We start from the raw sequence: 22,278 nt of genomic DNA, 5'->3' as shown, positions 1-22,278 counted from the left end.
ATTACGCAAACGCCCGAGACTAGTCCCCTCTCCCTCTGGGAGAGGGCTAGGGTGAGGGGCTTTTGACGTTGACTCACTTCTTCAGGTCTTCCGCGCCTTGGAGGGGTTCGTCTCCGAGCAGCAGATCCTTGTCATGGCTGACCTGTTCTTCTTCGAACATCCGCCAAATATGCTCATCCTGCGTACCGAGCAATTCGACAAACCGCCGACCTTCAACCTTGTCACCCAACTGGCCAATATAGCGGCCCGCTTCCGATTCACTGCGCGCCAGAACAATCTTGCGATCCTTCTCCGGTTGCGTCGGCGAGATCAGATTCAGCTCCAGCGTCTTCGGCTGGCTGTCACCGCTCAAGCGCAAATCGACTTCGCCAGTGACGCCATCCAGATGCACGCTGGCACGCATCTTCAGGGTCTGCGCCAACAGCTCGCGATCCAGCGAGCGGTTGATGCCCTTGCCCGCCTCGTAGTAGTTGTCGTTGACCAGATTGTCCGGGTTGTTCACCGCGATGGTCACCATGGACAGGGTCAGGGTCACCGAGCAGGCGAGAATCGCGATGATGATCCATGGCCAAAGGTGCTTGTACCAAGGACTTGCGGCGTTTGCTGCGGGCATGTTCAGTTCTCTCAACGAATTTGTGGGCCGATGAATCGGCTCTTGGCTTCAACGTGGACGCTGGCGTCATCGGCATCCTTGAGGGTGAATTTCACCTCGTTGGTGCTCGACGGCAGTTGCTCAGGCGCGCTCGACAGCTCGACCGGCATGCTGAAAATATCCCCGGCGGCGACCTTGATCTCGCGTTTGCCTTGCAGACGCAGATCCGGCAGACCGCTGGCTTCGAGCAGGTAGGTATGGTCGCGCTGGTCCTTGTTCATGATCTTCAGGCTGTAGACGTTTTCGATCCGGCCTTCGGCGTTTTCGCGGTACAGCACGCGGTCCTTGCTGACGTCGAAACCCACCAGCGAGCGCATGAAGAAAGCCGCCGCCAACAGGCTGATCATCGCCAGCAGCACCACGGCATAACCAATCAGGCGCGGACGCAGTTTATGGGTCTTCTGCCCGGACAGATTGTGCTCGGTGGTGTAGCTGATCAACCCACGCGGGTAGTCCATTTTGTCCATGATGCTGTCGCAGGCGTCGATGCAGGCGGCGCAACCGATGCACTCGATTTGCAGGCCGTCGCGGATGTCGATGCCGGTCGGGCAGACTTGCACGCACATCGTGCAGTCGATGCAGTCGCCCAAACCCTGCGCCTTGTAATCGACGCCTTTCTTGCGCGGGCCACGGGTTTCGCCGCGACGTGGATCGTAGGAAACGATCAGCGTGTCCTTGTCGAACATCACGCTCTGGAAGCGCGCATACGGACACATGTAGATGCACACCTGCTCGCGCAACCAACCGGCGTTGCCGTAAGTCGCGAGGGTGAAAAAACCGACCCAGAAATACGACCAGCCATCGGCCTGGCCGGTGAAGAACTCGAACACCAGTTCACGGATTGGCGAGAAATAGCCGACGAAGGTCATGCCGGTGACAAAGCCGATCAGCAACCACAACGAGTGTTTGGCCAGCTTGCGCAGGAGTTTGTTGCCGCTCATGGGCGCTTTGTCGAGCTTGATCCGCTGGTTGCGATCGCCTTCGGTGACCTTCTCGCACCACATGAAAATCCATGTCCAGACGCTTTGCGGACAGGTGTAACCGCACCAGACCCGCCCGGCATACACGGTGATGAAGAACAGGCCGAACGCGGCGACGATCAAAATCCCCGACAGCAGGATGAAATCCTGCGGCCAGAACGTCGCACCGAAAATGAAGAACTTGCGTTCCGGCAGGTTCCACCACACCGCCTGATGCCCGCCCCAGTTCAGCCACACCGTGCCGAAATACAGCAGGAACAGTCCGGCACCGCCCAACATCCGCAGATTGCGGAACAGACCGGTGAAAGCGCGGGTGTAGATTTTTTCTCGAGAGGCGTAAAGATCGACGCTGTTGTTCGCGTTTTTGCTCGGTGGTGTGACGTCGTGTACCGGAATCTGATTGCTCATCATTGCATCCCACGGCAGTGGAAAAATGCCTCGGTCGATACGTGCCAACCGGGGTCAGAAAGGGCTGTTGCGGTGGCGCAATGATACGCCTGTCATACCGACGAACGGGTGCGACCTTTGGTCGCGTTGGGCAAAATCAATTGATGGTGTAATGACTTGAATCAATTGACTTGTGAGAGATCGCCCTTTTTTTGGCTCGGCCAATAACTGAGTCTAGGCGATTCGTCGCCATTGCGCTGTCTGGTCATCTGCATGGCCGAAACCCGGTTCCTGGCTGTCTGGTTGCCAGTGGTCAAACTTCGAGAAGTCTGGTTGAAACAAGGAACTTTGGTTTCTGTTGTTTGTATGTTTGAAACAAGTTTATTTAATTGCTCCTGTAGTCTGCTTTGAAAGATGCCGTTTGATCGAATATGTTTGCGTCTGGCGATATTCGTGCGCCAGTTATTATTCAGATTAAATGGAGTTTCAAGGTTATGTATTTCAATGGAGTGGTAAAGTTTCTGCTGGGTGTCTGTTTATTCGTTTTTGTTACTTTGGCTCATGCCGTTGAGGCCATGCCACGGCATATGGTGTTCGCGTCCGATACGCAATACCCCTGGACTGACAAGACTGACAGCGACGCGCCGGAATCCGATGCGGATTTCGAAAAGCGTGCCAAATGGCTGGTGGACAGCCAGTTGCGCAGTATCGCCGAGTTTCGAAATGCCCACGGGGGGCAGGCGGCAATCCCGTTGATGATCAACGGTGACATTACTGCTTTTGGCCACGGTTGGCAGCGCTCGTATATGAAGTCGGCCCTGGAAAAATACTTCAAGGGTGATTACCTGTATGGCCTGGGTAATCACGATTACGAAAATAACGTGGATGACTGTTTCAGTAATAGTTGTGCGGCGGGCAGTATTGTCGAGTTCAACAACCATCATAAGGAGAAGGTGAATAATTTCGACCTGAAAGTCACCGGCGGTTTTCTGGATATCCTTTATTCAGGCAGTCTGGCTTACTCGAAGAGTGTCGGCGAAGTTCATCTGGTGCAACTCAACAACGAGCCTACCTATGCCACGAAGATTGCTCATGCACTGAATCCGACAACCTTCAATATCACCAGCGCACTGGACTGGCTGGAAAACGATTTGTGGGTGGCGAGGACTCAGGGCTACGCCATCATCCTGAACATGCACAAATGGGATGACTGGCAGGGAGACAGGCAACAGCAACAGCGCTTTCTGAACATGATCGAGAAGTATGAAGTCACCGCCATCTTTGCGGGTCATTACCATACGAGAGGTGGGGCCAAGCGCTGGATGGGTAAGGTGCCGATGTTTCTCAGCGGCGCAACGTCCCAGCAGACTTACCTGACGGCCAGCTTCTCAGATGACCGCAAGCAGCTGCACGTCAACCTCATCGAGAACAATGAATGGCAAAAACCGCATTTCGTGCACACGGTCCCGGTGAAGTCCATCTGGGCCAGTCGCCCTTGAATAACCTCCAGGGCACCGCTTTCATTGGTTTATCCGGAACACCGGACTTTTTTCAAGGATGAAAATGTATGAACGAAAGCACTCTCAAGGCACTCGGCGTTACTCAGAAAGAAATTGATGCACTGAACGTCATTCTCAATATCGCGGTTCCGGGAGCTTCCGTGGCCGTCGCGCAGTTGCAAGCGGCTCTGGCAGCGCTTGAGTCTGCCGAAGCTGCAGAGGAGACGAAGGGGCCGTCCACACAGAAGAACAACCCGCCGGACGACTCTGGCAAGAAGCGCAAACCTTCCGGCCTGGACAGTCTCGGTGGAGGCAATATTCTATGAATCAGTAGAGTGGGAAAACAAAACGGCCCCGCCAATTCACATTGGCGGGGCCGTTTTTTTGCAGCAAGCGTTGGCGTTACTGCGCCTCGGCTTCCGGCGCTTTTTCACCGTGGGACAGGCTGTAAACGTAAGCCGCCAGCAGGTGCACCTTGTCGTTGCCTTGCAGCTGTTCCTGCGCAGGCATCTGGCCCTGACGGCCGTAACGGATGGTCTGCTGCAGTTGCGCGAAGCTCGAACCGTAGATGAATGCGCCCGGATGCGTCAGGTCAGGCGCGCCCATTGCCGGCGTACCTTTACCGGCTGGACCGTGACAGGCCACGCAGTTGCCGGCGAACAGTTTCTGGCCGTTGGCAACGTCTGCCTTGGTGCCTTCCGGCAGCTTGCGCCCATCGAGGTTGGTGACCACGTACGCAGCCACATCGGCCACGCCTTGCTCGCCAATCACTTCGGCCCAGGCCGGCATCACCGCGTGACGACCGCCCATGATGGTGGTCTTGATGGTTTCCGCTTCGCCGCCCCAGCGCCAGTCGGCGTCGGTCAGGTTCGGGAAACCGTAGGCGCCCTTGGCGTCGGAACCGTGGCACACCGAGCAGTTGGAGGCGAACAGACGGCCACCCATCTTCAGGGCTTGCGGATCCTTGGCCACTTCTTCAATCGGCATCGCCGCGAACTTGGCGAAGATCGGACCGAACTTGGCGTCCGAACGGGCCATTTCCTTTTCCCACTCGTGGACACCGGTCCAGCCGGTCTGGCCGTTGGCGAACGCGGTCTGTTTCTCGGTATCGAGGTAGTTGTAACCCGGCAGCAGACCTTTCCAGTTGCCCAGGCCCGGGTACAGCACCAGATAACCCAGGGCGAAAACGATGGTGCCGACGAACAGCATGAACCACCATTTCGGCAGTGGGTTGTCGTACTCCTCGATCCCGTCGAACGAGTGGCCAACCGTCTCGTCCGTCTGCTCGCTGCGCTGGCCCTTGCGGGTCGACAGCAGCAGCCAGGTCAGGGCGAAAATCGTACCCAGACTGAGGACTGTGACGTACAGACTCCAGAACGTAGTCATTCTTTGTTACTCCTAGAAGCTTGCTCGACGTGCTTGATGGCTTCGGGATCATCCGCGAAAGGCAACAAGGTAGCGTCTTCAAACTCCGACTTGCGCTTGGGGCTGAACACCCACAACGCCAGACCGATGAAGGCCACCATCACAACAACGGTGCCCAGGCCACGAATCATCCCGATATCCATTTAGATCACCGTTTGCTTTTGATGATGGTGCCCAGGCCTTGCAGATAGGCCACCAGCGCGTCCATTTCGGTTTTGCCCTTCACGGCATCCTGTGCACCGGCGATGTCTTCATCGGTGTACGGAACGCCGAGCGTACGCAAGACCTCCATTTTCTTGGCGGTTTCCTTGCCGTCGAGCTTGTTTTCCACGAGGAACGGGTAAGCCGGCATTTTCGACTCGGGCACTACGTTGCGCGGGTTGTACAAGTGCGCACGCTGCCAGTCATCGGAGTAACGACCGCCAACCCGGGCCAGGTCCGGACCAGTACGCTTGGAACCCCACAGGAACGGGTGATCCCACACGCTTTCACCGGCAACCGAGTAGTGGCCGTAGCGTTCGGTTTCGGCACGGAACGGACGGATCATCTGCGAGTGGCAGCCGACACAGCCGTTGGCGATGTAAACATCGCGGCCTTCCAGTTCAAGGGCGGTGCGAGGCTTCATGCCTTCGACCGGCTTGTTGGTGACGTCCTGGAAAAACAGCGGAACGATTTGCGTCAGGCCGCCGATGCTGACGGCGATGACCATGAAGAAGGCCAGCAGGCCAATGTTCTTCTCGACTGCTTCATGCTTCATCAGTGAGCTCCAACTACAGCAATCTTGGCGGCGGCTTCGGCTTCCACCGGATCCGAGGCGCGAACGGTGCGGTACACGTTGTAAGCCATCAGCAGCATGCCGCTGGCGAAGAACGCACCGCCCAAAGCGCGGACGATGAAGCCCGGATGGCTGGCTTGCAGCGCTTCGACGAACGAGTAGGTGAGGGTGCCGTCATCGTTGATTGCACGCCACATCAGGCCTTGGGTGATGCCGTTGACCCACATCGAGGCGATGTACAGCACGGTACCGATGGTCGCGAGCCAGAAGTGCGCGTTGATCAGACCGACGCTGTGCATCTGCGCGCGGCCGAACAGTTTCGGGATCATGTGGTAGATCGCGCCGATCGAGATCATCGCTACCCAACCCAAAGCGCCGGCGTGTACGTGGCCGATGGTCCAGTCGGTGTAGTGCGAGAGCGAGTTGACGGTCTTGATCGCCATCATCGGCCCTTCGAAGGTCGACATGCCGTAGAACGCCAGCGAAACCACGAGGAAGCGCAGGATCGGGTCGGTGCGCAATTTATGCCACGCGCCCGACAGGGTCATCATGCCGTTGATCATGCCGCCCCAGCTCGGCGCCAGCAGAATGATCGACATCGCCATGCCCAGCGATTGTGCCCAATCCGGCAGCGCGGTGTAGTGCAGGTGGTGCGGGCCGGCCCAGATGTACAGGGTGATCAGCGCCCAGAAGTGCACGATCGACAGGCGATAGGAGTAGATCGGACGTTCGGCCTGTTTCGGCACGAAGTAGTACATCATCCCGAGGAAGCCGGTGGTCAGGAAGAAACCCACGGCGTTGTGGCCGTACCACCACTGGATCATCGCGTCGGTCGCGCCCGAGTAGGCCGAGTACGACTTGAACAGATTCACCGGCAGGGACGCGTGGTTGACGATGTGCAGCATCGCGGTCACGACGATGAATGCGCCGTAGAACCAGTTACCCACATAGATGTGCTTGGTTTTGCGCTTGGTGATGGTGCCGAAGAACACCAGACCGTAGGTGACCCAGACAATGGCCAGCAAAATGGCGATCGGCCATTCCAGTTCCGCGTATTCCTTGGTGGTGGTGTAACCCAGCGGCAAGGTAATGATCGCGCCGACAATAACCGCTTGCCAGCCCCAGAAGGTGAAGGCCGCGAGGCTGTCGGAAATCAGTCGCGTCTGGCAGGTTCGCTGCACGACATAGTAGGAAGTGGCAAACAGTGCACAGCCACCGAAGGCAAAAATCACCAGGTTTGTGTGCAACGGGCGCAGGCGTCCAAAGCTCGTCCATGGCAAACCGAAGTTCAACTCCGGCCAGACCAGTTGCGAGGCGATGAAGACACCGAGCCCCATGCCAAGGATCCCCCAGACCACCGTCATGATGGCGAACTGGCGGACTACCTTATAGTTATAAGCAGTCGGACTGATTGCTGTGCTCATTCTAAGGTTCCACGGTTTGGGTATTTTATTAGGATTAAAATCGGTCGCAAGTATGCAGAGAGCAGGGGGGCATTGCAACGCGCCATGACCTGGGTCAATGCTTTCCAGCGCTGATTCTGCGGCCTTTCCATACGCCGCGTAAGGTCAAAATTGGCCTCGGACAAAATGTCGCAGCGAACGAAAAAAGCGAAGGGTTCAGGTCACTTGTAACTACGTGTGTTGAAAAGCCCGGATCGGGCGACCGATGGCAGTTGGCACGACAGCCGGTATCTACCTGCCTTTGCGGCCAGTTGCTCATATGATTGGTCGAACACATCGCGCAAGCTTGACCCGGAACCGGCACGCGCCAGTTCGCCTCGAGCAAGCTTAGACCCGAATCCGGGGATTCGAAAGGCGGGGTTTAGAGGGGGTGCGACAATGGGTCGCAAAGAGGCAGGGAACTGCCGCATCCAAAAGAATGCGGCAGTCGGATGCTACGCTTCAGTCTTTATTGGTTTCAACTTGCAGATTATCTGTATTCAATCCATGTGACAGGCTGTACACATAAGCGGCGAGCAATTGTACTTTATCGTTGCCCAGCAACTCGTTCTGCGCTGGCATGTGGCCCTGACGACCGTGCCGAATGGTCTGCTCGAGTTGCGTCAGGCTGGTGCCATAAATGAATCCCGCCGGATGCGTCAGGTTCGGCGCGCCCATCGCTGCAGTGCCCTGACCGTTAGCGCCGTGACAGGCGACACACATGGTGCTGAACGCTTGCTGACCGGCTTGCAGATCCGCCTTGTTGTCCGCCGCCAGCGGCAGACCGGCCAGTTCGTGACGCACGAATGCGGCAACGTTCTTCACACCTGCTTCGCCCAAGGCTTCACCCCAGGCCGGCATCGCCGCCATCCGCCCACCCATGATGGTGGTCTTGATAGTGTCGGCGTCGCCGCCCCAGCGCCAGTCGCTGTCGGCGAGGTTAGGGAAGCCGAACGCGCCCTTGGCATCGGAACCGTGGCACACCGAACAGTTGGAGGCGAACAGACGGCCACCCATTTTCAGTGCCTGCGGATCCTTGGCCACTTCTTCCAGCGGCATCGCGGCGAACTTGGCGAAGATCGGCCCGAACTTGGCGTCAGCCTTGTTCATTTCCTTTTCCCACTCGTGAACGCCGGTCCAGCCGTCCTCGTAGCCGGGCAGGATGCCTTTCCAGTTGCCCAGGCCCGGATACAGAATCAGATAACCGACGGAAAACACCAGCGTGCCGGCGAACAGCATGAACCACCACTGCGGCAGCGGGTTGTCGTACTCCTCGATGCCGTCGAAGCTGTGGCCCATGGTCTGGTCGACGCTGCCCTTGGTCTCGCCCCGACGGGTGCCGACCAGCAGCCAGGTCAGGCCGATCAGGCTGCCGATGGTCAGTACGCAGATCCACGTACTCCAGAAGGTGGTCATGACCGGGTACTCCTTGTTTCTTCAGATGCTGGATTTGGGGCGAGTTGCGGTTCGTCGGCGAATGGCAGCAGGCGCGCTTCGGCGAATTCCGGATTGCGCTTGCCGTTGAACACCCAGAGGGTCAAGCCGACGAAGGCCACGAACACCACGACCGTGCCTAAACCACGAATCAGTCCTGCGCTCATTTCAAAGACCATCGTGATCACCTCTTGCTCTTGATCGCAGTGCCGAGCACTTGCAGATAGGAGACGAGGGCGTCCATTTCGGTCTTGCCCTTGAGGCTGGCGACCGCGCCGCTGATGTCGTCGTCGGTGTACGGCACGCCGAGGGTGCGCATGACCTTGAGCTTGGTTTCGGTGTGGCTGCTGTCGACCGCTTGCGTGACCAGCCATGGGTAGGCCGGCATCTTCGATTCCGGTACGACGTTGCGCGGGTTGTACAAATGCGCGCGGTGCCAGTCATCCGAGTAGCGTGCGCCAACCCGTGCCAGATCCGGCCCGGTGCGCTTGGAACCCCAGAGGAACGGGTGATCCCAGACGCTTTCGCCCGCCACCGAGTAGTGCCCGTAACGTTCGGTTTCGGCGCGAAACGGCCGGATCATCTGCGAGTGGCACTGTACGCAGCCTTCGCGGATATAGATGTCGCGACCTTCCAGTTGCAGCGCGGTGTAGGGCTTCATGCCTTCCACCGGTTTATTGGTTACGTCCTGGAAGAACAGCGGGACAATCTGCGTCAGGCCGCCGATGCTCACGGCGAGCACCATCAACAGCATCAACAGGCCGACGTTCTTTTCAATCGTTTCGTGTTTCATGGCGGACTCCTCAGGCCATCTGCGCGGCAGCGGCGACGTCAGCAGGCTGCGAGGCCCGCACGGTGCGCCAGGTGTTGTAAGCCATCAGGAACATGCCGCTGAGGAAGATCGCACCGCCCACCAGCCGCACGACGAAGCCCGGGTGGCTGGCCACCAGGGTTTCGACGAAGGAATAGGTCAGCGTGCCGTCCTCGTTGACTGCGCGCCACATCAGGCCCTGGGCGATGCCGTTGACCCACATCGAGGCGATGTAGAGCACGGTGCCGATGGTCGCGAGCCAGAAGTGCGCGTTGATCAGGCCGATGCTGTGCATCTGCTCACGGCCGAAGATTTTCGGGATCATGTGGTACAGCGCGCCGATGGAAATCATCGCCACCCAGCCCAGCGCACCGGCGTGCACGTGGCCGATGGTCCAGTCGGTGTAGTGGGAGAGGGCGTTGACGGTCTTGATGGCCATCATCGGACCTTCGAAGGTCGACATGCCATAGAACGCCAGCGACACCACGAGGAAGCGCAGGATCGGGTCGCTGCGCAACTTATGCCAGGCGCCCGAGAGCGTCATCATGCCGTTGATCATCCCGCCCCAGCTCGGTGCCAGCAGCACCAGCGACATGACCATGCCCAGCGACTGCGCCCAGTCCGGCAGCGCGGTGTAGTGCAAGTGGTGCGGGCCGGCCCAGATGTACAGCGTGATCAGTGCCCAGAAGTGCACGATCGACAGGCGATAGGAATACACCGGACGCTCGGCCTGTTTCGGCACGAAGTAATACATCATCCCGAGGAAGCCGGCGGTGAGGAAAAATCCTACGGCGTTGTGCCCGTACCACCACTGCACCATCGCGTCGGTGGCGCCGGAGTACAGCGAGTAGGACTTGGTGAAGCTGACCGGGATTTCCAGGTTATTGACGATATGCAGAATCGCCACGGTGATGATGAACGCACCGAAGAACCAGTTGCCGACATAAATGTGCTTGGTCTTGCGCTGCATGATCGTGCCAAAGAACACGATGGCGTAGGCGACCCAGACGATGGTGATCAGAATGTCGATCGGCCATTCCAGCTCGGCGTATTCCTTGGAACTGGTGTAACCCAGCGGCAGGCTGATCGCCGCCAACAGAATAACCACCTGCCAGCCCCAGAACGTGAACGCGGCGATTTTCGGCGCAAACAGTTGGGTCTGGCAGGTGCGTTGCACCGAGTAGAACGAACTGGCGAACAGCGCGCAGCCGCCGAACGCGAAGATCACCGCGTTGGTGTGCAATGGGCGCAGGCGGCCGAAACTGGTCCACGGCAGATCGAAGTTAAGCTCGGGCCAGACCAATTGAGCCGCGAGAAAAACCCCGAGCCCCATGCCGACGATGCCCCACACCACCGTCATAATGGCGAATTGGCGGACCACCTTGTAGTTGTAGGCGGTACTGATAGAAGTGTTCATGGTTCCCCATCCACGGTTCAGCCGAAGTGAGCGCGCGCAAAAACGCCGCGAATCCTTCGTCTGGAGTTATAGGCAGACTAAAAGCGAGGCAAGCATGGACAAACAGCACAAGGCCAGTATTGACGGGGATCAATGGGCGCAGTGTGTACGTGATCATGGGTGGCTTTGGGATGCCGCCAGTGGGGAGGCTTCGGCGACTTTGATCCTCGCGCATGGGGCGGGTGCGCCGATGGACAGCGAGTGGATGACGGATATGGCTGGGCGCCTTGCCGGGCTTGGGGTGAATGTGTTGCGGTTTGAGTTTCCGTATATGGCGCAGCGGCGGGTTGATGGGGTCAAGCGACCGCCGAATCCTGCTGCGAAATTGCTTGAGTGCTGGCGTGAGGTGTTTGGCTTGGTGCGACTTCATGTCGCTGGGGTTTTGGCGGTTGGCGGGAAGTCGATGGGGGGGCGGATGGCGAGTTTGCTTGCCGATGAGCTTGGCGCTGATGCGTTGGTGTGTCTGGGGTATCCGTTTTATGCGGTTGGGAAACCGGAGAAGCCTCGGGTTGAGCATTTGGCTGGTTTGAAGACGCGGACGTTGATTGTGCAGGGGGAGCGGGATGCACTGGGTAATCGCGAGGCGGTTGAAGGTTATTCGTTATCGCCGGAAATTGAGGTGTTTTGGTTGGGGGCGGGGGATCATGATTTGAAGCCGCTCAAGGTTTCCGGGTTTACGCATGAGCAGCATTTGGCTAGCGCCGCGCAGAAAGTTGCTGAGTTCCTCAAGGGGTCACCAAGATTTTGAACCGCACGGAGATCTGCTCCCTTTCCCCTCGCCCCCTTGGGGGAGAGGGCTGGGGTGAGGGGGTAGATCTTGAACGCGACACATTTTTCGATCTGTGTGCATATCCGTTGCTGCGGCAACGGCCACTTAGGGTTTCGCCCTGACGGCGACTCACTTTTTTGACAAACGCCTCAAAAAAGTAAGCAAAAAAAGGCTTGCCCCAACGTTCGGCCCGCTCGCTGGGGCTCGGGGTTCCTTCGCTCCGGGGTTCATCCGGGGGCATCGCCTCCGGTTTGCTGCGCTGCACCTCCTCTCGATGTGTTTGGCTGCGCCAAACGGTCGCTGCGCTCCCACCCCGAATGAACCCCTCCACTCAGCCTGCCGACGTCGCCCGTGGATCAAGATCAAAAGCGGTACTCGAGCTAACGCTCATCGTGTTGAGTGGTGAGAGTGGATGCGAGCTGCTTTCGTTTTCTGTGGGAGCCAGCCTACGAGCCGACCAATCTCTTGCAGACTGCATGTAATACCTGTGGGAGCTGGCTTGCCAGCGATGGCGGCCTGATAGCCGACCAGTTTCCCCAGCAAATGAACACAATCAACCTGTGCGGATTTGGTGACTGCGGTAAGGCCGCTATCTGTGTTCCTTCAGGGCCAGCCCTCACCCTAGCCCTCTCCCAGAGGGAGAGGGGACTGACCGAGGTGATCTTGAAAGTTACGCCGACGTGAAATACCGAGTCGAACTCAGATTTTGAAAGGCATGAAGATCGGCTCCCTTTCCCCCTCGCCCCCTTGGGGGAGAGGGCTGGGGTGAGGGGGATGGATTTCACATACAAACACAACTTTCGACTGTTAGAAATTGAAAGCCAACCAACCGTCACCCCTCCATTACCGCAAGCAATAAACACAACTCGCCTAGTGCGTTTAACTTACACGAACCGTTACTCCATAAAGGCTACAACACCTTGCGCCGTTGCCTACGCGTACGCCAGAATCCGCCGGCTTGTGCGGCTTTGGGGCGGGCTATATCGTTTCCCTGTCACTGAAAAACAGTGATCGGGTTTGGTAGCCCGCTTCGGAACAGTCGTATGGCGTCACCGTATGCAGTCCCTTATTAGGGGCTCAGATTTTTATGGTGGACATACGTGGGGCTCATTCGTGAGCGCCGGGTTTCCCGTTTCGACCGGTCTACCAACCCGCGTATGGCCACCACCCTTCGTTTGGTAGCGAGGGTGATGGCTCCTAATATTCGAAACTGGAGTTACGTCAATGTTCAAAGCCACGCCCAATCCTCCGCACACCGATCCAATCCCCTACGACCCCGAACTCGAAGCCGAAAACATGAAAACGGCAACCGAGCGAGCGATCAATCACTACCTCGACCCTGCCACCCACAAGACATCCAAACCTTCGCGCAAGCCCGGCCGAATCTTCCTGGTCAATCCCACGGTGGACGACGAAACCCTACTCGTCGAAGCATGCGAAACGCTGTCGTCCGCCACGGACATGGCCCGCGACATCGCCAGTACGATTGATCCTTCACAGCGCAAAGCGATGCTGGTGTTGCAGCAGGTAATCATGCTTAGCGAACTGCTGGCCAATCGCGTGCTGGATAACCAGCGCATCCCGCAAGCCGGGGGTATCAACTGATGCTCACGACAGCGCCCACCGCCAGAATCATGGCCACGCCCTACACGCCCAGCGTGATGTTCATGGTCAACCCGCAAGCTGACACTGAGTCGTTACTGGTGAATGCCTGCGAATCGTTGGCTTCTGTCACGGTCATGCTCGGTGATTTTGCCGGGTTGCTGGAGGGGCCTAACCGCAACACGCTGTTGGGGATCGCGCAGGTAGTGATGTTGGGGGAGTTGGCTGTGAACCAAGTGCTGGATAACGTTGTGCCTAGGGAATAAACGATACAAAAAAACCGGAAGCTTTTGGCTTCCGGTTTTTTTTAATGTGGATCAAAGGTCATCGAAATCCGGATAGAGGTTTTTACCCACGATCCATGGCTCAACAATCTCGCAATGCACCGTACGCAGATATGAACCCCACTCACTCCGGTTATGGGCATCCGGGCCAGTGATCGTCAGTAAAAGGTATTCATCCCTAAAAGCGTCATAGGCGTAGATAAGCCAAAAGTCGTTGTCAGGATCGTCAACCAGAGCGGTGCGGTAATACTGGCGGTCTATTTTTGCCCACCGCGCCTGAATCGTCTGAGTGCTGGCCAAGTGGATGTGATGCATATCGCCGAGGTCGAGTCGTTCGTCTCGCCCGAAAATAGCGGGCAGTTCACCGCACACTTTGTAGTTGTAAAAATGTGCGGCGAAGTTTTTCCATTTATTGATTTGTTCAAAAAGCGCAGAGATTTTGACGGCGGGCATCTATGGCTACTTTGTAATTGGTAGCCTGCCAGTGATCACATATTTATCGAACGCTTTCTGCCCATCACGCGCGGCTTGCCGGACATCAAGAAAGGTCAGTTCATCGCGAACGACCTTTTTAACCGGTTTGTCGATCTTTCTGGTGGTGGCCATCGGAGCCTCCAAAGGAGATGTATTCATGCTGACCAGCTTAAGGGATTGAGTTTCTACCGGCAAACGATAGAGCCCATCCGCAAAGTGCACCAGTCGGCGGATTCTGGCGTGGTTGTAGGGCATGGCGCACCGATTTGTAGTCACGCAGAAATCCCCAACAAAAAACCCGGACAGCTCACGCCATCCGGGTTTTTTCGTTCCCCCTCAACCAATCAGCGGTTAAACCGCTCCACCAACGAATACTGCGTATTAGCCGTCTTCGTCAGCTCCTCACTCAGCAGCGCCGAGTTCTGCGCCTGTTCCGAGGTCTGGTCCGCCAGTTGCGAGATGTTGCTGATGTTGCGGCTGATCTCTTCAGCGACAGCACTTTGCTCTTCGGTCGCAGCGGCGATCTGGGTGGTCATGTCGGTGATGTTGGCCACCGCTTCGCTGATGCCGACCAGTGCCTGATCCGCTTCCAGAACCCGCGCAACGCCTTCTTCGGCCTGGCGATGCCCGGCTTCCATGGTTTGTACGGCACTTGAAGCGGTTTGCTGCAGCTTGGCGATCAGGGCGTGGATCTGCCCGGTCGATTCGCTGGTGCGTTGTGCCAGTTGGCGGACTTCGTCGGCGACTACGGCAAAACCACGGCCCATTTCGCCGGCGCGAGCCGCTTCGATGGCGGCGTTGAGGGCCAGCAGGTTGGTCTGGTCGGCGATGCCTTTGATCACGTCGACCACGCCGCCGATTTCGTCGCTGTCCTTGGCCAGTTGGGTCACGGTCAGGCCGGTTTCGCCGACGACGACGGACAGGCGCTGAATGGCTTCGCGGGTTTCGCCGGCGATGTCACGACCGCGACCGGTCAGGCGATTGGCTTCCTGAGTGGCGTCGGCGGTGCGCTGCACGTGGCTGGCGACTTCCTGCGTGGTCGCGGCCATCTGGTTGACGGCGGTGGCGACCTGTTCGGTTTCCACGCGCTGACGCTCCAGACCGGTCGAGCTGCTGTGCGCCAGTCGGTCGGACTGCTTGGCCTGATCGGTCAGGTGTTCGGCGGTGTCCTGCAGACGGGTCAGGCAGGTTTTCAGGCGTGCTTCCTGGCTGAGGATCGCCATCTCCAGACGTGCCTGAGAGCCACGGCTGTCGGTGTACATCTGCGCGATCAACGGGTCGGACGTGGTCTGTTCAGCCAGACGCAACAGGCGCTTGAGGCCACGCTGTTGCCATTGCAGGCCCAGCAGGCCGAGCGGCACCGACAGGCCGGCGGCGAGGGCAAAGCCCCACTGCGAGTTGAGCGTGGCGCCGATCATGAAGCTCAGTTGGCTGACCAGAATGAACGGCAGCCAGTCCTGAACCACCGGCAGCCATTTGTCGCTCGAAGGAATCGCCGACTTGCCCTGGTTGATGCGTTGGTAGAGCGCTTCGGCACGGCGGATCTGTTCGGCAGTGGGTTTGACCCGCACCGACTCGTAACCGACCACCTGATTGCCTTCGAATACCGGTGTTACATAGGCGTTAACCCAATAATGGTCACCGGTCTTGCAGCGATTCTTGACAATGCCCATCCATGGCAAGCCTTGTTTCAATGTGCCCCACATGTGCGAAAACACCGCAGCCGGGACGTCTGGGTGACGAACCAGGTTGTGCGGCGCACGGATCAGTTCCTCACGCGAAAACCCGCTGATCTCGACGAAAGCGTCGTTGCAGTAGGTGATCACGCCCTTGGCGTCGGTTGTGGAGATCAACCGTTGCTGAGCCGGGAAAGTCCGTTCGCGTTGTGTAATAGGCTGGTTGTTACGCATGGTTTTTCAATCCGCAAGGCTTTGAAAGGTTGTCGGCGGCCTCGGGAAATTATTGAATTTTTCTTTCAGTAATAAGTACCGCGTCGCAAAACGCGGCTTGCTTCAGCCGGCAAGCATCGGATAGGTGAACAGTCCGAAATGCAGCAGGTTCAGGCCGAAATGGGTGAGGATCGCCGCACCGAGTCCGCCGAAACGGTAGGCCAGACCATAGCCGACACCCGCCAGCGTCGCCAACAACACCCAAGTCCAGCCTGCGCCGATATGCGCCAGACCGAACAACAGGGACGCCAGCAGCAGCGCAAGATTTTCGCCATAAGGCAGGTGCTTGAAACGTCGGCTGAGGCCGCCTTGTATATAGCCGCGAAACAGCGCTTCCTCGACCAGTGTCACCAGCAGCAGATTGTTCAATACCCACAGCCACGCCTGATCCGGCCACTTCGGCGCCCAAACGATTACGCCCAGCAACAGCGCGCCGCCCAAGGCGAGGATGGCGCTCAAGGCCAGGCCCATTGCCGTCGCGTACACCGTCATCCGCAAAGACCGCCGCGCGACGATCCATGGGCAGACCAGCAACAGCCAGAAACCCAGCAGCGGTTTGTCCTGATTCAGGTGCATCGAAAAGCGCACGGCATTGTCGGTGAGACGCTGTGGTTCGATGACGCGACCGTTGTAGAAACCGGGTAGCCAATGCATGGCCAGCGCCACCGCCAGCACGATGAACAGGCCATGGCCGAGATATCGCGCGAACGGTACGGTTTGTTGACGCACGGCGTATCCGGCGAATAACAGCAGCGCTATGGAGATCAGCGCGAGCCAGCCGAGTTGGCCGAAACTCAATGCCAGTGCGTAGCCGAGGCTGAGCAGGGCGAGTGAGAGCCATGGCAGGGAGGTCATGAAGAATCCTTGTACACATTTTTGGTGGACAGGCTTTCTACACGGCTGAGGACGAGGGGACAAGCAAAGGTGAACCGGAAAACCGGGACACATAGAAACCTGTGGTCGACGCAATCACCTGTGGGAGCTGGCTTGCCAGCGATGGCGGCTGCACAGCCAACATCTTTATCGACTGATCCACCGCTATCGCTGGCAAGTCGAATCGTCGCACCGCAGCTCCCACAGGGTTTTGTGTTTGGCTATGGGATTAGTGCAAATTCAATCTTGCCGCAGCCCGCGCGGTAATTTCCGTACGCAACTTCAACGAAGGCGCCGCACGCTTGCGCGCCTCATCGACAACCGCACTCGGCGCAGTCTCCGGGCTACCGGCCGCAAACGGCGGCGCCGGCGCATATTCCAGTTGCAGCTGCACCAGTTGCGCCGTGTCGGCACCGACCAGTTCCTGCGCCAGCACCAGCGCAAAATCAATCCCTGCGGTAATCCCGCCACCGGTAAACAGATTGCCGTCTCGCACCACCCGATCCTTCACCGCGATGGCGCCCAAGGTCGGCAGCAGGTCGTGATAAGCCCAGTGCGTAGTCGCCCGTTTGCCTTGCAGCAAACCCGCCGCGCCAAGCACCAGCGAACCGGTGCACACCGACGTCACATAACGCGCCTGCGCCGCTTGAGTGCGGATGAAGTTCAGCGTCTGCTCATCCTCCATCAACGGCCCGACCCCGCCACCGCCGGGGATGCAGATCACATCCAGATCCGGACAATCCTCGAACGTGGTCGTCGGTTTCAACACCAGGCCGGTGCTGGCAGTGACCGGCACCAGGTCTTTCCAGATCAGATGCACCTGCACGTCCGGCAACGAGGCCAGCACGTCATACGGGCCGGTGAGGTCGAGTTGCTGTACCTGCGGAAACAACAGAAAACCGATCTGCAAAGTCATGGCGTTTTTCTCAAGAGTGGGGTGGACGGCTTCACTCTAGGCGCGTAGCGTCTGGCGTATACGCCAATCACCCCACGAATTACGCCAAATGCCTGAAACCATCCACGTACTCGCGTTTGCCAACGTTCAGCTGCTCGACGTCACCGGGCCGTTGCAGGTGTTCGCCACCGCCAATGACATCGCCCGCCAGCAGGGTTCGCCCGCACCCTATGCGCCGACAGTGATCGCCAGCGGCGGCGGGGCGGTGATGTCTTCGGCGGGGCTGGCGCTGTTGGCCGAACCGTTGCCGCTGGAGTCCAGCGACACCCTGATCATCTCCGGCGGCTGGGGCGTGTATGCCGCCGCCGAAGATGCGCAGTTAGTGAATTGGGTGCGCGATCACGCGGGAAAATGTCGGCGCGTCTCGTCGGTCTGCACTGGGGCATTTCTACTCGCGGCGAGCGGCTGGCTCGATGGCCGGCGCGTCGTCACGCATTGGACCCGCTGCGAACAACTGGCCAAGCAGCATCCGCAATTGCACGTCGAACCCAACCCGATCTTCATCAACGACGGCCCGGTCTGGACTTCGGCAGGCGTCACCGCCGGCATCGACCTCGCGTTGGCCATGGTCGAAGACGACCTCGGCCGCGACATGGCCCTCGACGTCGCCCGGCAACTGGTGGTGTTCCTCAAACGCCCGGGCGGGCAATCGCAATTCAGCGTGACCCTGTCACTGCAAAAACACGGCAATCGTTTCGACGCACTGCACGCCTGGATCGCCGAAAACCTCACCCGCGACCTGGGCATCCCGACCCTCGCCGAACAGGCCGGCATGAGCGAACGCAGTTTCGTACGCCACTACCGCGCCGACACCGGCCAAACCCCGGCGCGCGCCATCGAACTGATCCGCGTCGAAACCGCACGGCGGTTGCTCAGCGATACCGGGTTGCCGGTCAAGCGAGTCGCGGTGAATTGTGGTTTCGGCAGCGAAGAAACCTTGCGCCGCAGTTTTCTCAGGGCGATTGGCGTGACGCCGCAGGCGTATCGGGAGCGGTTTTCGGTGAGTGCCTAAGCCTCAACTTCCGCCACTTGATTCAAATACTTGCTGCGATCCGGCGTAAACGTCACCACCATCTTGGTCCGCGAGCACGTCAACGCACGCTCCACGCTCAGATCAATATCCAGATCTTCCCCACGCAATCCCTGCCACTGCGCCAGATATTTCAGCGAGCCATATTTTTCGTTTTTCTTCAGGCTGCGGCTGGCTCCGCCTTTCCAGCCGAGGACTGGCAGTTCATTGGCGAGGCAGCGTTGGGCGAGGTCGGGGAAGCGGGTGGCGCGCTGGCGGCCGATTTCCCAGCATTTGATCAGGCCTTTGTCGGCGGCTTCCCATAGCTGGGTGCGGCTGAGGCCGGTGCGCAGGGGCGCGGCGATTTCACGGTGGATGCGCTGGGTCATTCTGGTTCCTTGAATCGGGTTTTATTGGACAGCTCCGCTGTGCCCGTTGCGGTGGATGGTAGGGGGGGATGTAACAGCTGGCAACAAGGTATTTCGGGGTGTGAGTGCGAGTTGCGCAGGAGGATAGTTAACCGGTTGTTGAGTAGAAGTAGTCCGTCGCCGGGTGCAATCTGTGGCGAGGGAGCTTGCTCCCGCTCGGCTGCGCAGCAGTCGCAAACCCAGGCGATTCGGTACTTCTGGAGGAATGCGGGGGGGATGGAATGGGGCTGCTGCGCAGCCCAACGGGGATAAATCCCCTCGCCACAGGGGGTTGGGGCACCGCTTTCTTTGTAAGTTTTAGTCCTACATTTTCAGAAGTGCATGGGAAATATCCGACAGCCTGTGACGAGTTTTACGGCTGCCAGACGTTCTTTTCCCCACTCAGCTTGCGATCGAGGAAGCTTGCCGCGCTGATCAGCGCCAGATGTGTCAGGGCTTGCGGCGTGTTGCCCAGATGTCGCCCGCGACTGTCGAATTCCTCGGCATACAGCCCCAGCGGGTTGGCGTAGCGCAGCAGTTGTTCGAACTCAAGGTGCGCTTTCTCCACCTGTCCGGCGCGGGCCAGGCACTCGACGTACCAGAATGAACACGCAGCAAACGCGCCTTCAGTGCCGGCCAAACCGTCGATGCCGGCTTCTTCGTTGCGATAGCGGTAAACCATGCCGTCACGCACCAGCGTTTTTTCGATGGCCGCCAGCGTCGCCAGCCAGCGCGGATCCTTGGCACTGACAAAACGCACCAGCGGCATCAACAGCATCGAACCATCGAGGGCGGTGCCGCCCTTGTACTGGACAAAATGTCCGCGTTGTTCGTCCCAGAAGTTGTCCCAAATGTCGCTGTAGATCGCCTGACGTGTCGCGTCCCAACGTTCAAATGGCGCTGGCAGCGAGCGTTTCGAGGCGAGGCGAATCGCTCGATCCAGCGCCACCCAGCACATCAGCCGCGAATGCAGGAAATGATGTTGCTCACCGCGCATTTCCCAAATGCCTACATCTTTGGTGTTCCAGGTCTCACAGACTTGATCGACCACTTCGCCGACATGTTTCCAGCCCTCGTGGGAAATCGCATCGCCGTACTTGTTGACCAGATACACCGCATCCATCAGTTCGCCGAAGATATCCAGCTGGATCTGGTCGTACGCACCATTGCCGATGCGCACCGGTTTCGCACCGCCATGCCCGGAGAAATGGCTGAGTTCGGTTTCCGGTAATTCCTGGCGGCCGTCGATGGCGTACAGGATATTCAGCTTCATCGGTTTGCCGCAGCAATCGCTGACCCGCCCGCGCAACCAGCGCATGTAGTCATTGGCTTCGGCGACAAAACCCAAACGCAGGAATGCGTACACGGTGAACGAGGCGTCGCGAATCCACGTGTAGCGGTAATCCCAGTTGCGTTCGCCGCCGGGGGTTTCCGGCAGGCCGAAGGTCGCGGCGGCGAGGATCGCGCCGTGCTTGCGCGAGGTCAGCAGCTTCAAGGCCAGTGCCGAGCGGTTGACCATTTCGCGCCAGCGTCCGCGATAGATCGATTGACCAATCCAGTCGCGCCAGAATTTCAGCGTGCGCTCGATACACAGTTCTCCGGCACCTTCAGCGAAGCGCGGATCGTCACTGGCGCCGAGCATGAACGCGGCAGTCTGATCTTGCGTGAGGGTGAATTGCGCGACCGCCGCTTGTGCGTCAACGTGCATCGGCTGATCCGAGGCCAAGCGCAGGGTCGGCTGATCAGCAGCGCTGAACGTCACATCGCGTTCGTCCATCTGCGCCTGAGTCTGCGCGCGGGCATAGTCATGCCGCACTGCGCAGCGCATATGAAAAGTCGCCTCGCCACTGACTACGCGAACCCTGCGCATCAGCAGCGGCAGGGCGTCGTCGTTGTCGCCGATGGGCAGCAGATCGGTGATTTCCACCACCGCCTGCTCACTCAACCAACGGGTTAGCAAAACGTTGGTGTCGGGCAGGTAAATCTGTTCGCGGCGTGCGTCGGGCAAGTCCGGGGCGAGTTGAAAAATCCCTGCGTCGGGGCTGTCCAGCAGCGAGCAGAAGATCGACGGGCTGTCGAATTCCGGCCAGCAGAAAAAGTCCACGCTGCCCTTGTCGTTGACCAGCGCAGCACTGCGCATGTCGCCGATGATGCCGTGGGCATCAATCGGGCTTTGTCGTTCGGATTGATGCTCAGCCATTGCCACGGAACTCCGGATAGAGGCTCATGCCGCCGTCGATGAACAGCGTGGTGCCGACGATGTAATCGGAGGCATCGCTGGCGAGAAACACCACGGCGTTGGCCACGTCTTCGACATCGCCGATGCGGCCATAGGGAATCAATTTGAGCAGTGCCTCGGCAGCATCGCCCTCGGTCGCTTCCTTGTTGATAGCCGTGCGGATCGCCCCCGGCGCAATGCCGTTGATGCGGATGCGCTGATGGCTGACTTCCTGCGCCAGGGTCTGCATCAACTGGTCAACGCCACCCTTGGATGCCGCGTAATTAACATGCCCGGCCCACGGAATGCGTTGGTGCACCGAGCTCATGTGGATGATCTTGCCGGCCGCACGCGACACGCCTGCGCGCACGCCCTGACGGTTGAAGATGCGCAGCGCGGCGCGGGCGCAGAGGAACTGACCGGTGAGGTTGACGCCGATCACCTGGTTCCAGTCGTCGAGGCTCATATCGACCGCGGCGGCGTCCTTTTGCATACCGGAATTGGCGATCAGGATGTCCAGTGTGCCGAAGGCGTCCAGGGTTTGCTGGAACAGCCGTTCGACCTGGTCTTCCTTGGATACATCGGCGCCAATCGCCAGCGCCTGACCGCCAGCGGCGATGATCTGCCGCGCGAGTTCCTGCGCCGGTTCAGCCTGACGGTTGTAGTTGATGACCACGGCAGCGCCAGCGGCGGCCAGTGCTTTGGCGGCGCCGTGGCCGATGCCGGAACTGGCGCCGGTGATGAGTGCCACCTGACCGGCGAGGGAAATGTGCATGCGAGAGGCGCCTGGATTGAGGACTTATTTAGCTGACCGATTGCTTGCTGTGAGAGTTCAGCTCGAAGATTAAATGACCTTCACACTCCACCAACAATTCCA

General features: G+C 58.8%; 23 protein-coding genes and 1 pseudogene. 6 read left to right on the top strand and 18 right to left on the bottom strand.

All coding sequences use genetic code 11. The features are described from left to right. Window positions 1-73 precede the first annotated feature (73 nt). Entirely contained in the window at window positions 74-613 is a 540-nt protein-coding gene (locus tag ACP7EE_RS12630) for a FixH family protein (protein ID WP_426205144.1), read from the bottom strand. 11 nt (window positions 614-624) lie between these two features. Next, complete coding sequence (gene ccoG, locus ACP7EE_RS12625; RefSeq protein ID WP_426234766.1) at window positions 625-2,040, bottom strand: cytochrome c oxidase accessory protein CcoG; 1,416 nt, start codon at window positions 2,038-2,040, stop codon at window positions 625-627. A gap of 473 nt (window positions 2,041-2,513) precedes the next feature. Here ccoG and ACP7EE_RS12620 point away from each other — a divergent pair, with 473 nt between their 5' ends. Then, window positions 2,514-3,518, top strand: coding sequence for a metallophosphoesterase family protein (locus ACP7EE_RS12620; protein WP_426205146.1), 1,005 nt, complete (start codon window positions 2,514-2,516; stop codon window positions 3,516-3,518). 68 nt (window positions 3,519-3,586) lie between these two features. Beyond that, on the top strand, window positions 3,587-3,844 hold the full coding sequence (locus ACP7EE_RS12615) for a hypothetical protein (protein ID WP_426205147.1): 258 nt from the start codon (window positions 3,587-3,589) through the stop codon (window positions 3,842-3,844). A gap of 76 nt (window positions 3,845-3,920) precedes the next feature. Here ACP7EE_RS12615 and ccoP (ACP7EE_RS12610) read toward each other — a convergent pair whose 3' ends face one another. The 8 genes from ccoP (ACP7EE_RS12610) to ccoN (ACP7EE_RS12575) all read right to left on the bottom strand — a co-directional run bounded on the left by ccoP (ACP7EE_RS12610) (window position 3,921) and on the right by ccoN (ACP7EE_RS12575) (window position 10,822). Then, window positions 3,921-4,904 carry a cytochrome-c oxidase, cbb3-type subunit III gene (gene ccoP, locus ACP7EE_RS12610; RefSeq protein WP_420648772.1) on the bottom strand — a complete coding sequence of 328 codons (984 nt, stop codon included), beginning with the start codon at window positions 4,902-4,904 and terminating at the stop codon, window positions 3,921-3,923. Beyond that, the gene (locus tag ACP7EE_RS12605) at window positions 4,901-5,086 is read right to left on the bottom strand and encodes a CcoQ/FixQ family Cbb3-type cytochrome c oxidase assembly chaperone (protein ID WP_003175465.1); all 186 of its coding nucleotides are present in this window, start codon (window positions 5,084-5,086) and stop codon (window positions 4,901-4,903) included. The genes ccoP (ACP7EE_RS12610) and ACP7EE_RS12605 overlap by 4 nt, the downstream gene beginning before the upstream one ends. A gap of 5 nt (window positions 5,087-5,091) precedes the next feature. Beyond that, a complete protein-coding gene (gene ccoO, locus ACP7EE_RS12600; RefSeq protein WP_150594629.1) occupies window positions 5,092-5,700 on the bottom strand; it encodes a cytochrome-c oxidase, cbb3-type subunit II in 609 nt (202 codons plus the stop codon). Further along, a complete protein-coding gene (ccoN, locus tag ACP7EE_RS12595; protein ID WP_420648771.1) occupies window positions 5,700-7,142 on the bottom strand; it encodes a cytochrome-c oxidase, cbb3-type subunit I in 1,443 nt (480 codons plus the stop codon). The genes ccoO (ACP7EE_RS12600) and ccoN (ACP7EE_RS12595) overlap by 1 nt, the downstream gene beginning before the upstream one ends. A 480-nt stretch (window positions 7,143-7,622) precedes the next feature. Beyond that, window positions 7,623-8,576 carry a cytochrome-c oxidase, cbb3-type subunit III gene (gene ccoP / locus ACP7EE_RS12590; protein WP_426205148.1) on the bottom strand — a complete coding sequence of 318 codons (954 nt, stop codon included), beginning with the start codon at window positions 8,574-8,576 and terminating at the stop codon, window positions 7,623-7,625. Continuing rightward, on the bottom strand, window positions 8,573-8,773 hold the full coding sequence (locus ACP7EE_RS12585) for a cbb3-type cytochrome oxidase subunit 3 (RefSeq protein WP_420648833.1): 201 nt from the start codon (window positions 8,771-8,773) through the stop codon (window positions 8,573-8,575). The genes ccoP (ACP7EE_RS12590) and ACP7EE_RS12585 overlap by 4 nt, the downstream gene beginning before the upstream one ends. 5 nt (window positions 8,774-8,778) lie before the next feature. Beyond that, window positions 8,779-9,387 carry a cytochrome-c oxidase, cbb3-type subunit II gene (gene ccoO, locus ACP7EE_RS12580; protein WP_420648769.1) on the bottom strand — a complete coding sequence of 203 codons (609 nt, stop codon included), beginning with the start codon at window positions 9,385-9,387 and terminating at the stop codon, window positions 8,779-8,781. Between the two features lie 10 nt (window positions 9,388-9,397). Then, window positions 9,398-10,822: a cytochrome-c oxidase, cbb3-type subunit I gene (ccoN, locus tag ACP7EE_RS12575; protein ID WP_426234765.1), complete on the bottom strand. Its 1,425-nt coding sequence runs from the start codon at window positions 10,820-10,822 to the stop codon at window positions 9,398-9,400. Window positions 10,823-10,916: 94 nt separating this feature from the next. Between ccoN (ACP7EE_RS12575) and ACP7EE_RS12570 the strand changes: the two genes are divergently transcribed. From ACP7EE_RS12570 to ACP7EE_RS12560, 3 genes and pseudogenes are all read left to right on the top strand, one after another. Further along, on the top strand, window positions 10,917-11,609 hold the full coding sequence (locus tag ACP7EE_RS12570) for an alpha/beta family hydrolase (protein ID WP_426234764.1): 693 nt from the start codon (window positions 10,917-10,919) through the stop codon (window positions 11,607-11,609). Between the two features lie 1,245 nt (window positions 11,610-12,854). Continuing rightward, window positions 12,855-13,235 carry a DUF6124 family protein gene (locus ACP7EE_RS12565; RefSeq protein WP_426234763.1) on the top strand — a complete coding sequence of 127 codons (381 nt, stop codon included), beginning with the start codon at window positions 12,855-12,857 and terminating at the stop codon, window positions 13,233-13,235. Between the two features lie 20 nt (window positions 13,236-13,255). Further along, window positions 13,256-13,498: pseudogene (locus ACP7EE_RS12560) on the top strand (DUF6124 family protein); the annotation flags it as partial. A 51-nt stretch (window positions 13,499-13,549) separates the two neighbouring features. Here the strand turns inward: ACP7EE_RS12560 and ACP7EE_RS12555 are convergent. The 5 genes from ACP7EE_RS12555 to inhA all read right to left on the bottom strand — a co-directional run bounded on the left by ACP7EE_RS12555 (window position 13,550) and on the right by inhA (window position 17,728). Then, entirely contained in the window at window positions 13,550-13,969 is a 420-nt protein-coding gene (locus ACP7EE_RS12555) for a type II toxin-antitoxin system YafO family toxin (protein WP_426234762.1), read from the bottom strand. A 6-nt stretch (window positions 13,970-13,975) separates the two neighbouring features. Further along, window positions 13,976-14,245 (bottom strand): hypothetical protein, encoded by a 270-nt coding sequence (locus ACP7EE_RS12550; protein ID WP_426234761.1) that lies wholly within the window; start codon window positions 14,243-14,245, stop codon window positions 13,976-13,978. 89 nt (window positions 14,246-14,334) lie between these two features. After that, window positions 14,335-15,900, bottom strand: a complete 1,566-nt coding sequence (locus ACP7EE_RS12545) for a methyl-accepting chemotaxis protein (protein WP_420648765.1) — start codon at window positions 15,898-15,900, stop codon at window positions 14,335-14,337. Between the two features lie 102 nt (window positions 15,901-16,002). After that, the gene (locus ACP7EE_RS12540; protein ID WP_426234760.1) at window positions 16,003-16,794 is read right to left on the bottom strand and encodes a CPBP family glutamic-type intramembrane protease; all 792 of its coding nucleotides are present in this window, start codon (window positions 16,792-16,794) and stop codon (window positions 16,003-16,005) included. Between the two features lie 247 nt (window positions 16,795-17,041). After that, the gene (gene inhA / locus ACP7EE_RS12535; protein WP_426234759.1) at window positions 17,042-17,728 is read right to left on the bottom strand and encodes an isonitrile hydratase; all 687 of its coding nucleotides are present in this window, start codon (window positions 17,726-17,728) and stop codon (window positions 17,042-17,044) included. Window positions 17,729-17,816: 88 nt separating this feature from the next. On the opposite strand from inhA, the gene ACP7EE_RS12530 reads away from it, so the two are divergent. Further along, window positions 17,817-18,779: a GlxA family transcriptional regulator gene (locus ACP7EE_RS12530; RefSeq protein WP_426234758.1), complete on the top strand. Its 963-nt coding sequence runs from the start codon at window positions 17,817-17,819 to the stop codon at window positions 18,777-18,779. Here ACP7EE_RS12530 and ACP7EE_RS12525 read toward each other — a convergent pair. The 3 genes from ACP7EE_RS12525 to ACP7EE_RS12515 form a co-directional block, all read right to left on the bottom strand. Beyond that, the gene (locus ACP7EE_RS12525) at window positions 18,776-19,165 is read right to left on the bottom strand and encodes a hypothetical protein (RefSeq protein WP_426234757.1); all 390 of its coding nucleotides are present in this window, start codon (window positions 19,163-19,165) and stop codon (window positions 18,776-18,778) included. The genes ACP7EE_RS12530 and ACP7EE_RS12525 overlap by 4 nt on opposite strands. Window positions 19,166-19,556: 391 nt before the next feature. After that, window positions 19,557-21,383: a glycoside hydrolase family 15 protein gene (locus tag ACP7EE_RS12520; protein WP_426234756.1), complete on the bottom strand. Its 1,827-nt coding sequence runs from the start codon at window positions 21,381-21,383 to the stop codon at window positions 19,557-19,559. Then, entirely contained in the window at window positions 21,376-22,176 is an 801-nt protein-coding gene (locus ACP7EE_RS12515) for a glucose 1-dehydrogenase (RefSeq protein WP_426205161.1), read from the bottom strand. Before ACP7EE_RS12515 ends, ACP7EE_RS12520 begins: the two co-directional genes overlap by 8 nt. Between the last annotated feature and the right edge of the window lie 102 nt (window positions 22,177-22,278).

The sequence above is a fragment of the Pseudomonas sp. TWP3-2 genome, from assembly GCF_049897765.1.
Classification (GTDB): domain Bacteria; phylum Pseudomonadota; class Gammaproteobacteria; order Pseudomonadales; family Pseudomonadaceae; genus Aquipseudomonas.
This window is presented reverse-complemented; position numbering and strand designations above follow the sequence as displayed.

Coding starts and splice junctions, on each gene's coding strand:
- ACP7EE_RS12630 (WP_426205144.1), bottom strand. CDS start 613: ATGCCCGCAGCAAACGCCGCAAGTCCTTGGTACAAGCACCTTTGGCCA.
- ccoG (WP_426234766.1), bottom strand. CDS start 2,040: ATGAGCAATCAGATTCCGGTACACGACGTCACACCACCGAGCAAAAAC.
- ACP7EE_RS12620 (WP_426205146.1), top strand. CDS start 2,514: ATGTATTTCAATGGAGTGGTAAAGTTTCTGCTGGGTGTCTGTTTATTC.
- ACP7EE_RS12615 (WP_426205147.1), top strand. CDS start 3,587: ATGAACGAAAGCACTCTCAAGGCACTCGGCGTTACTCAGAAAGAAATT.
- ccoP (WP_420648772.1), bottom strand. CDS start 4,904: ATGACTACGTTCTGGAGTCTGTACGTCACAGTCCTCAGTCTGGGTACG.
- ACP7EE_RS12605 (WP_003175465.1), bottom strand. CDS start 5,086: ATGGATATCGGGATGATTCGTGGCCTGGGCACCGTTGTTGTGATGGTG.
- ccoO (WP_150594629.1), bottom strand. CDS start 5,700: ATGAAGCATGAAGCAGTCGAGAAGAACATTGGCCTGCTGGCCTTCTTC.
- ccoN (WP_420648771.1), bottom strand. CDS start 7,142: ATGAGCACAGCAATCAGTCCGACTGCTTATAACTATAAGGTAGTCCGC.
- ccoP (WP_426205148.1), bottom strand. CDS start 8,576: ATGACCACCTTCTGGAGTACGTGGATCTGCGTACTGACCATCGGCAGC.
- ACP7EE_RS12585 (WP_420648833.1), bottom strand. CDS start 8,773: ATGGTCTTTGAAATGAGCGCAGGACTGATTCGTGGTTTAGGCACGGTC.
- ccoO (WP_420648769.1), bottom strand. CDS start 9,387: ATGAAACACGAAACGATTGAAAAGAACGTCGGCCTGTTGATGCTGTTG.
- ccoN (WP_426234765.1), bottom strand. CDS start 10,822: ATGAACACTTCTATCAGTACCGCCTACAACTACAAGGTGGTCCGCCAA.
- ACP7EE_RS12570 (WP_426234764.1), top strand. CDS start 10,917: ATGGACAAACAGCACAAGGCCAGTATTGACGGGGATCAATGGGCGCAG.
- ACP7EE_RS12565 (WP_426234763.1), top strand. CDS start 12,855: ATGTTCAAAGCCACGCCCAATCCTCCGCACACCGATCCAATCCCCTAC.
- ACP7EE_RS12555 (WP_426234762.1), bottom strand. CDS start 13,969: ATGCCCGCCGTCAAAATCTCTGCGCTTTTTGAACAAATCAATAAATGG.
- ACP7EE_RS12550 (WP_426234761.1), bottom strand. CDS start 14,245: ATGCCCTACAACCACGCCAGAATCCGCCGACTGGTGCACTTTGCGGAT.
- ACP7EE_RS12545 (WP_420648765.1), bottom strand. CDS start 15,900: ATGCGTAACAACCAGCCTATTACACAACGCGAACGGACTTTCCCGGCT.
- ACP7EE_RS12540 (WP_426234760.1), bottom strand. CDS start 16,794: ATGACCTCCCTGCCATGGCTCTCACTCGCCCTGCTCAGCCTCGGCTAC.
- inhA (WP_426234759.1), bottom strand. CDS start 17,728: ATGACTTTGCAGATCGGTTTTCTGTTGTTTCCGCAGGTACAGCAACTC.
- ACP7EE_RS12530 (WP_426234758.1), top strand. CDS start 17,817: ATGCCTGAAACCATCCACGTACTCGCGTTTGCCAACGTTCAGCTGCTC.
- ACP7EE_RS12525 (WP_426234757.1), bottom strand. CDS start 19,165: ATGACCCAGCGCATCCACCGTGAAATCGCCGCGCCCCTGCGCACCGGC.
- ACP7EE_RS12520 (WP_426234756.1), bottom strand. CDS start 21,383: ATGGCTGAGCATCAATCCGAACGACAAAGCCCGATTGATGCCCACGGC.
- ACP7EE_RS12515 (WP_426205161.1), bottom strand. CDS start 22,176: ATGCACATTTCCCTCGCCGGTCAGGTGGCACTCATCACCGGCGCCAGT.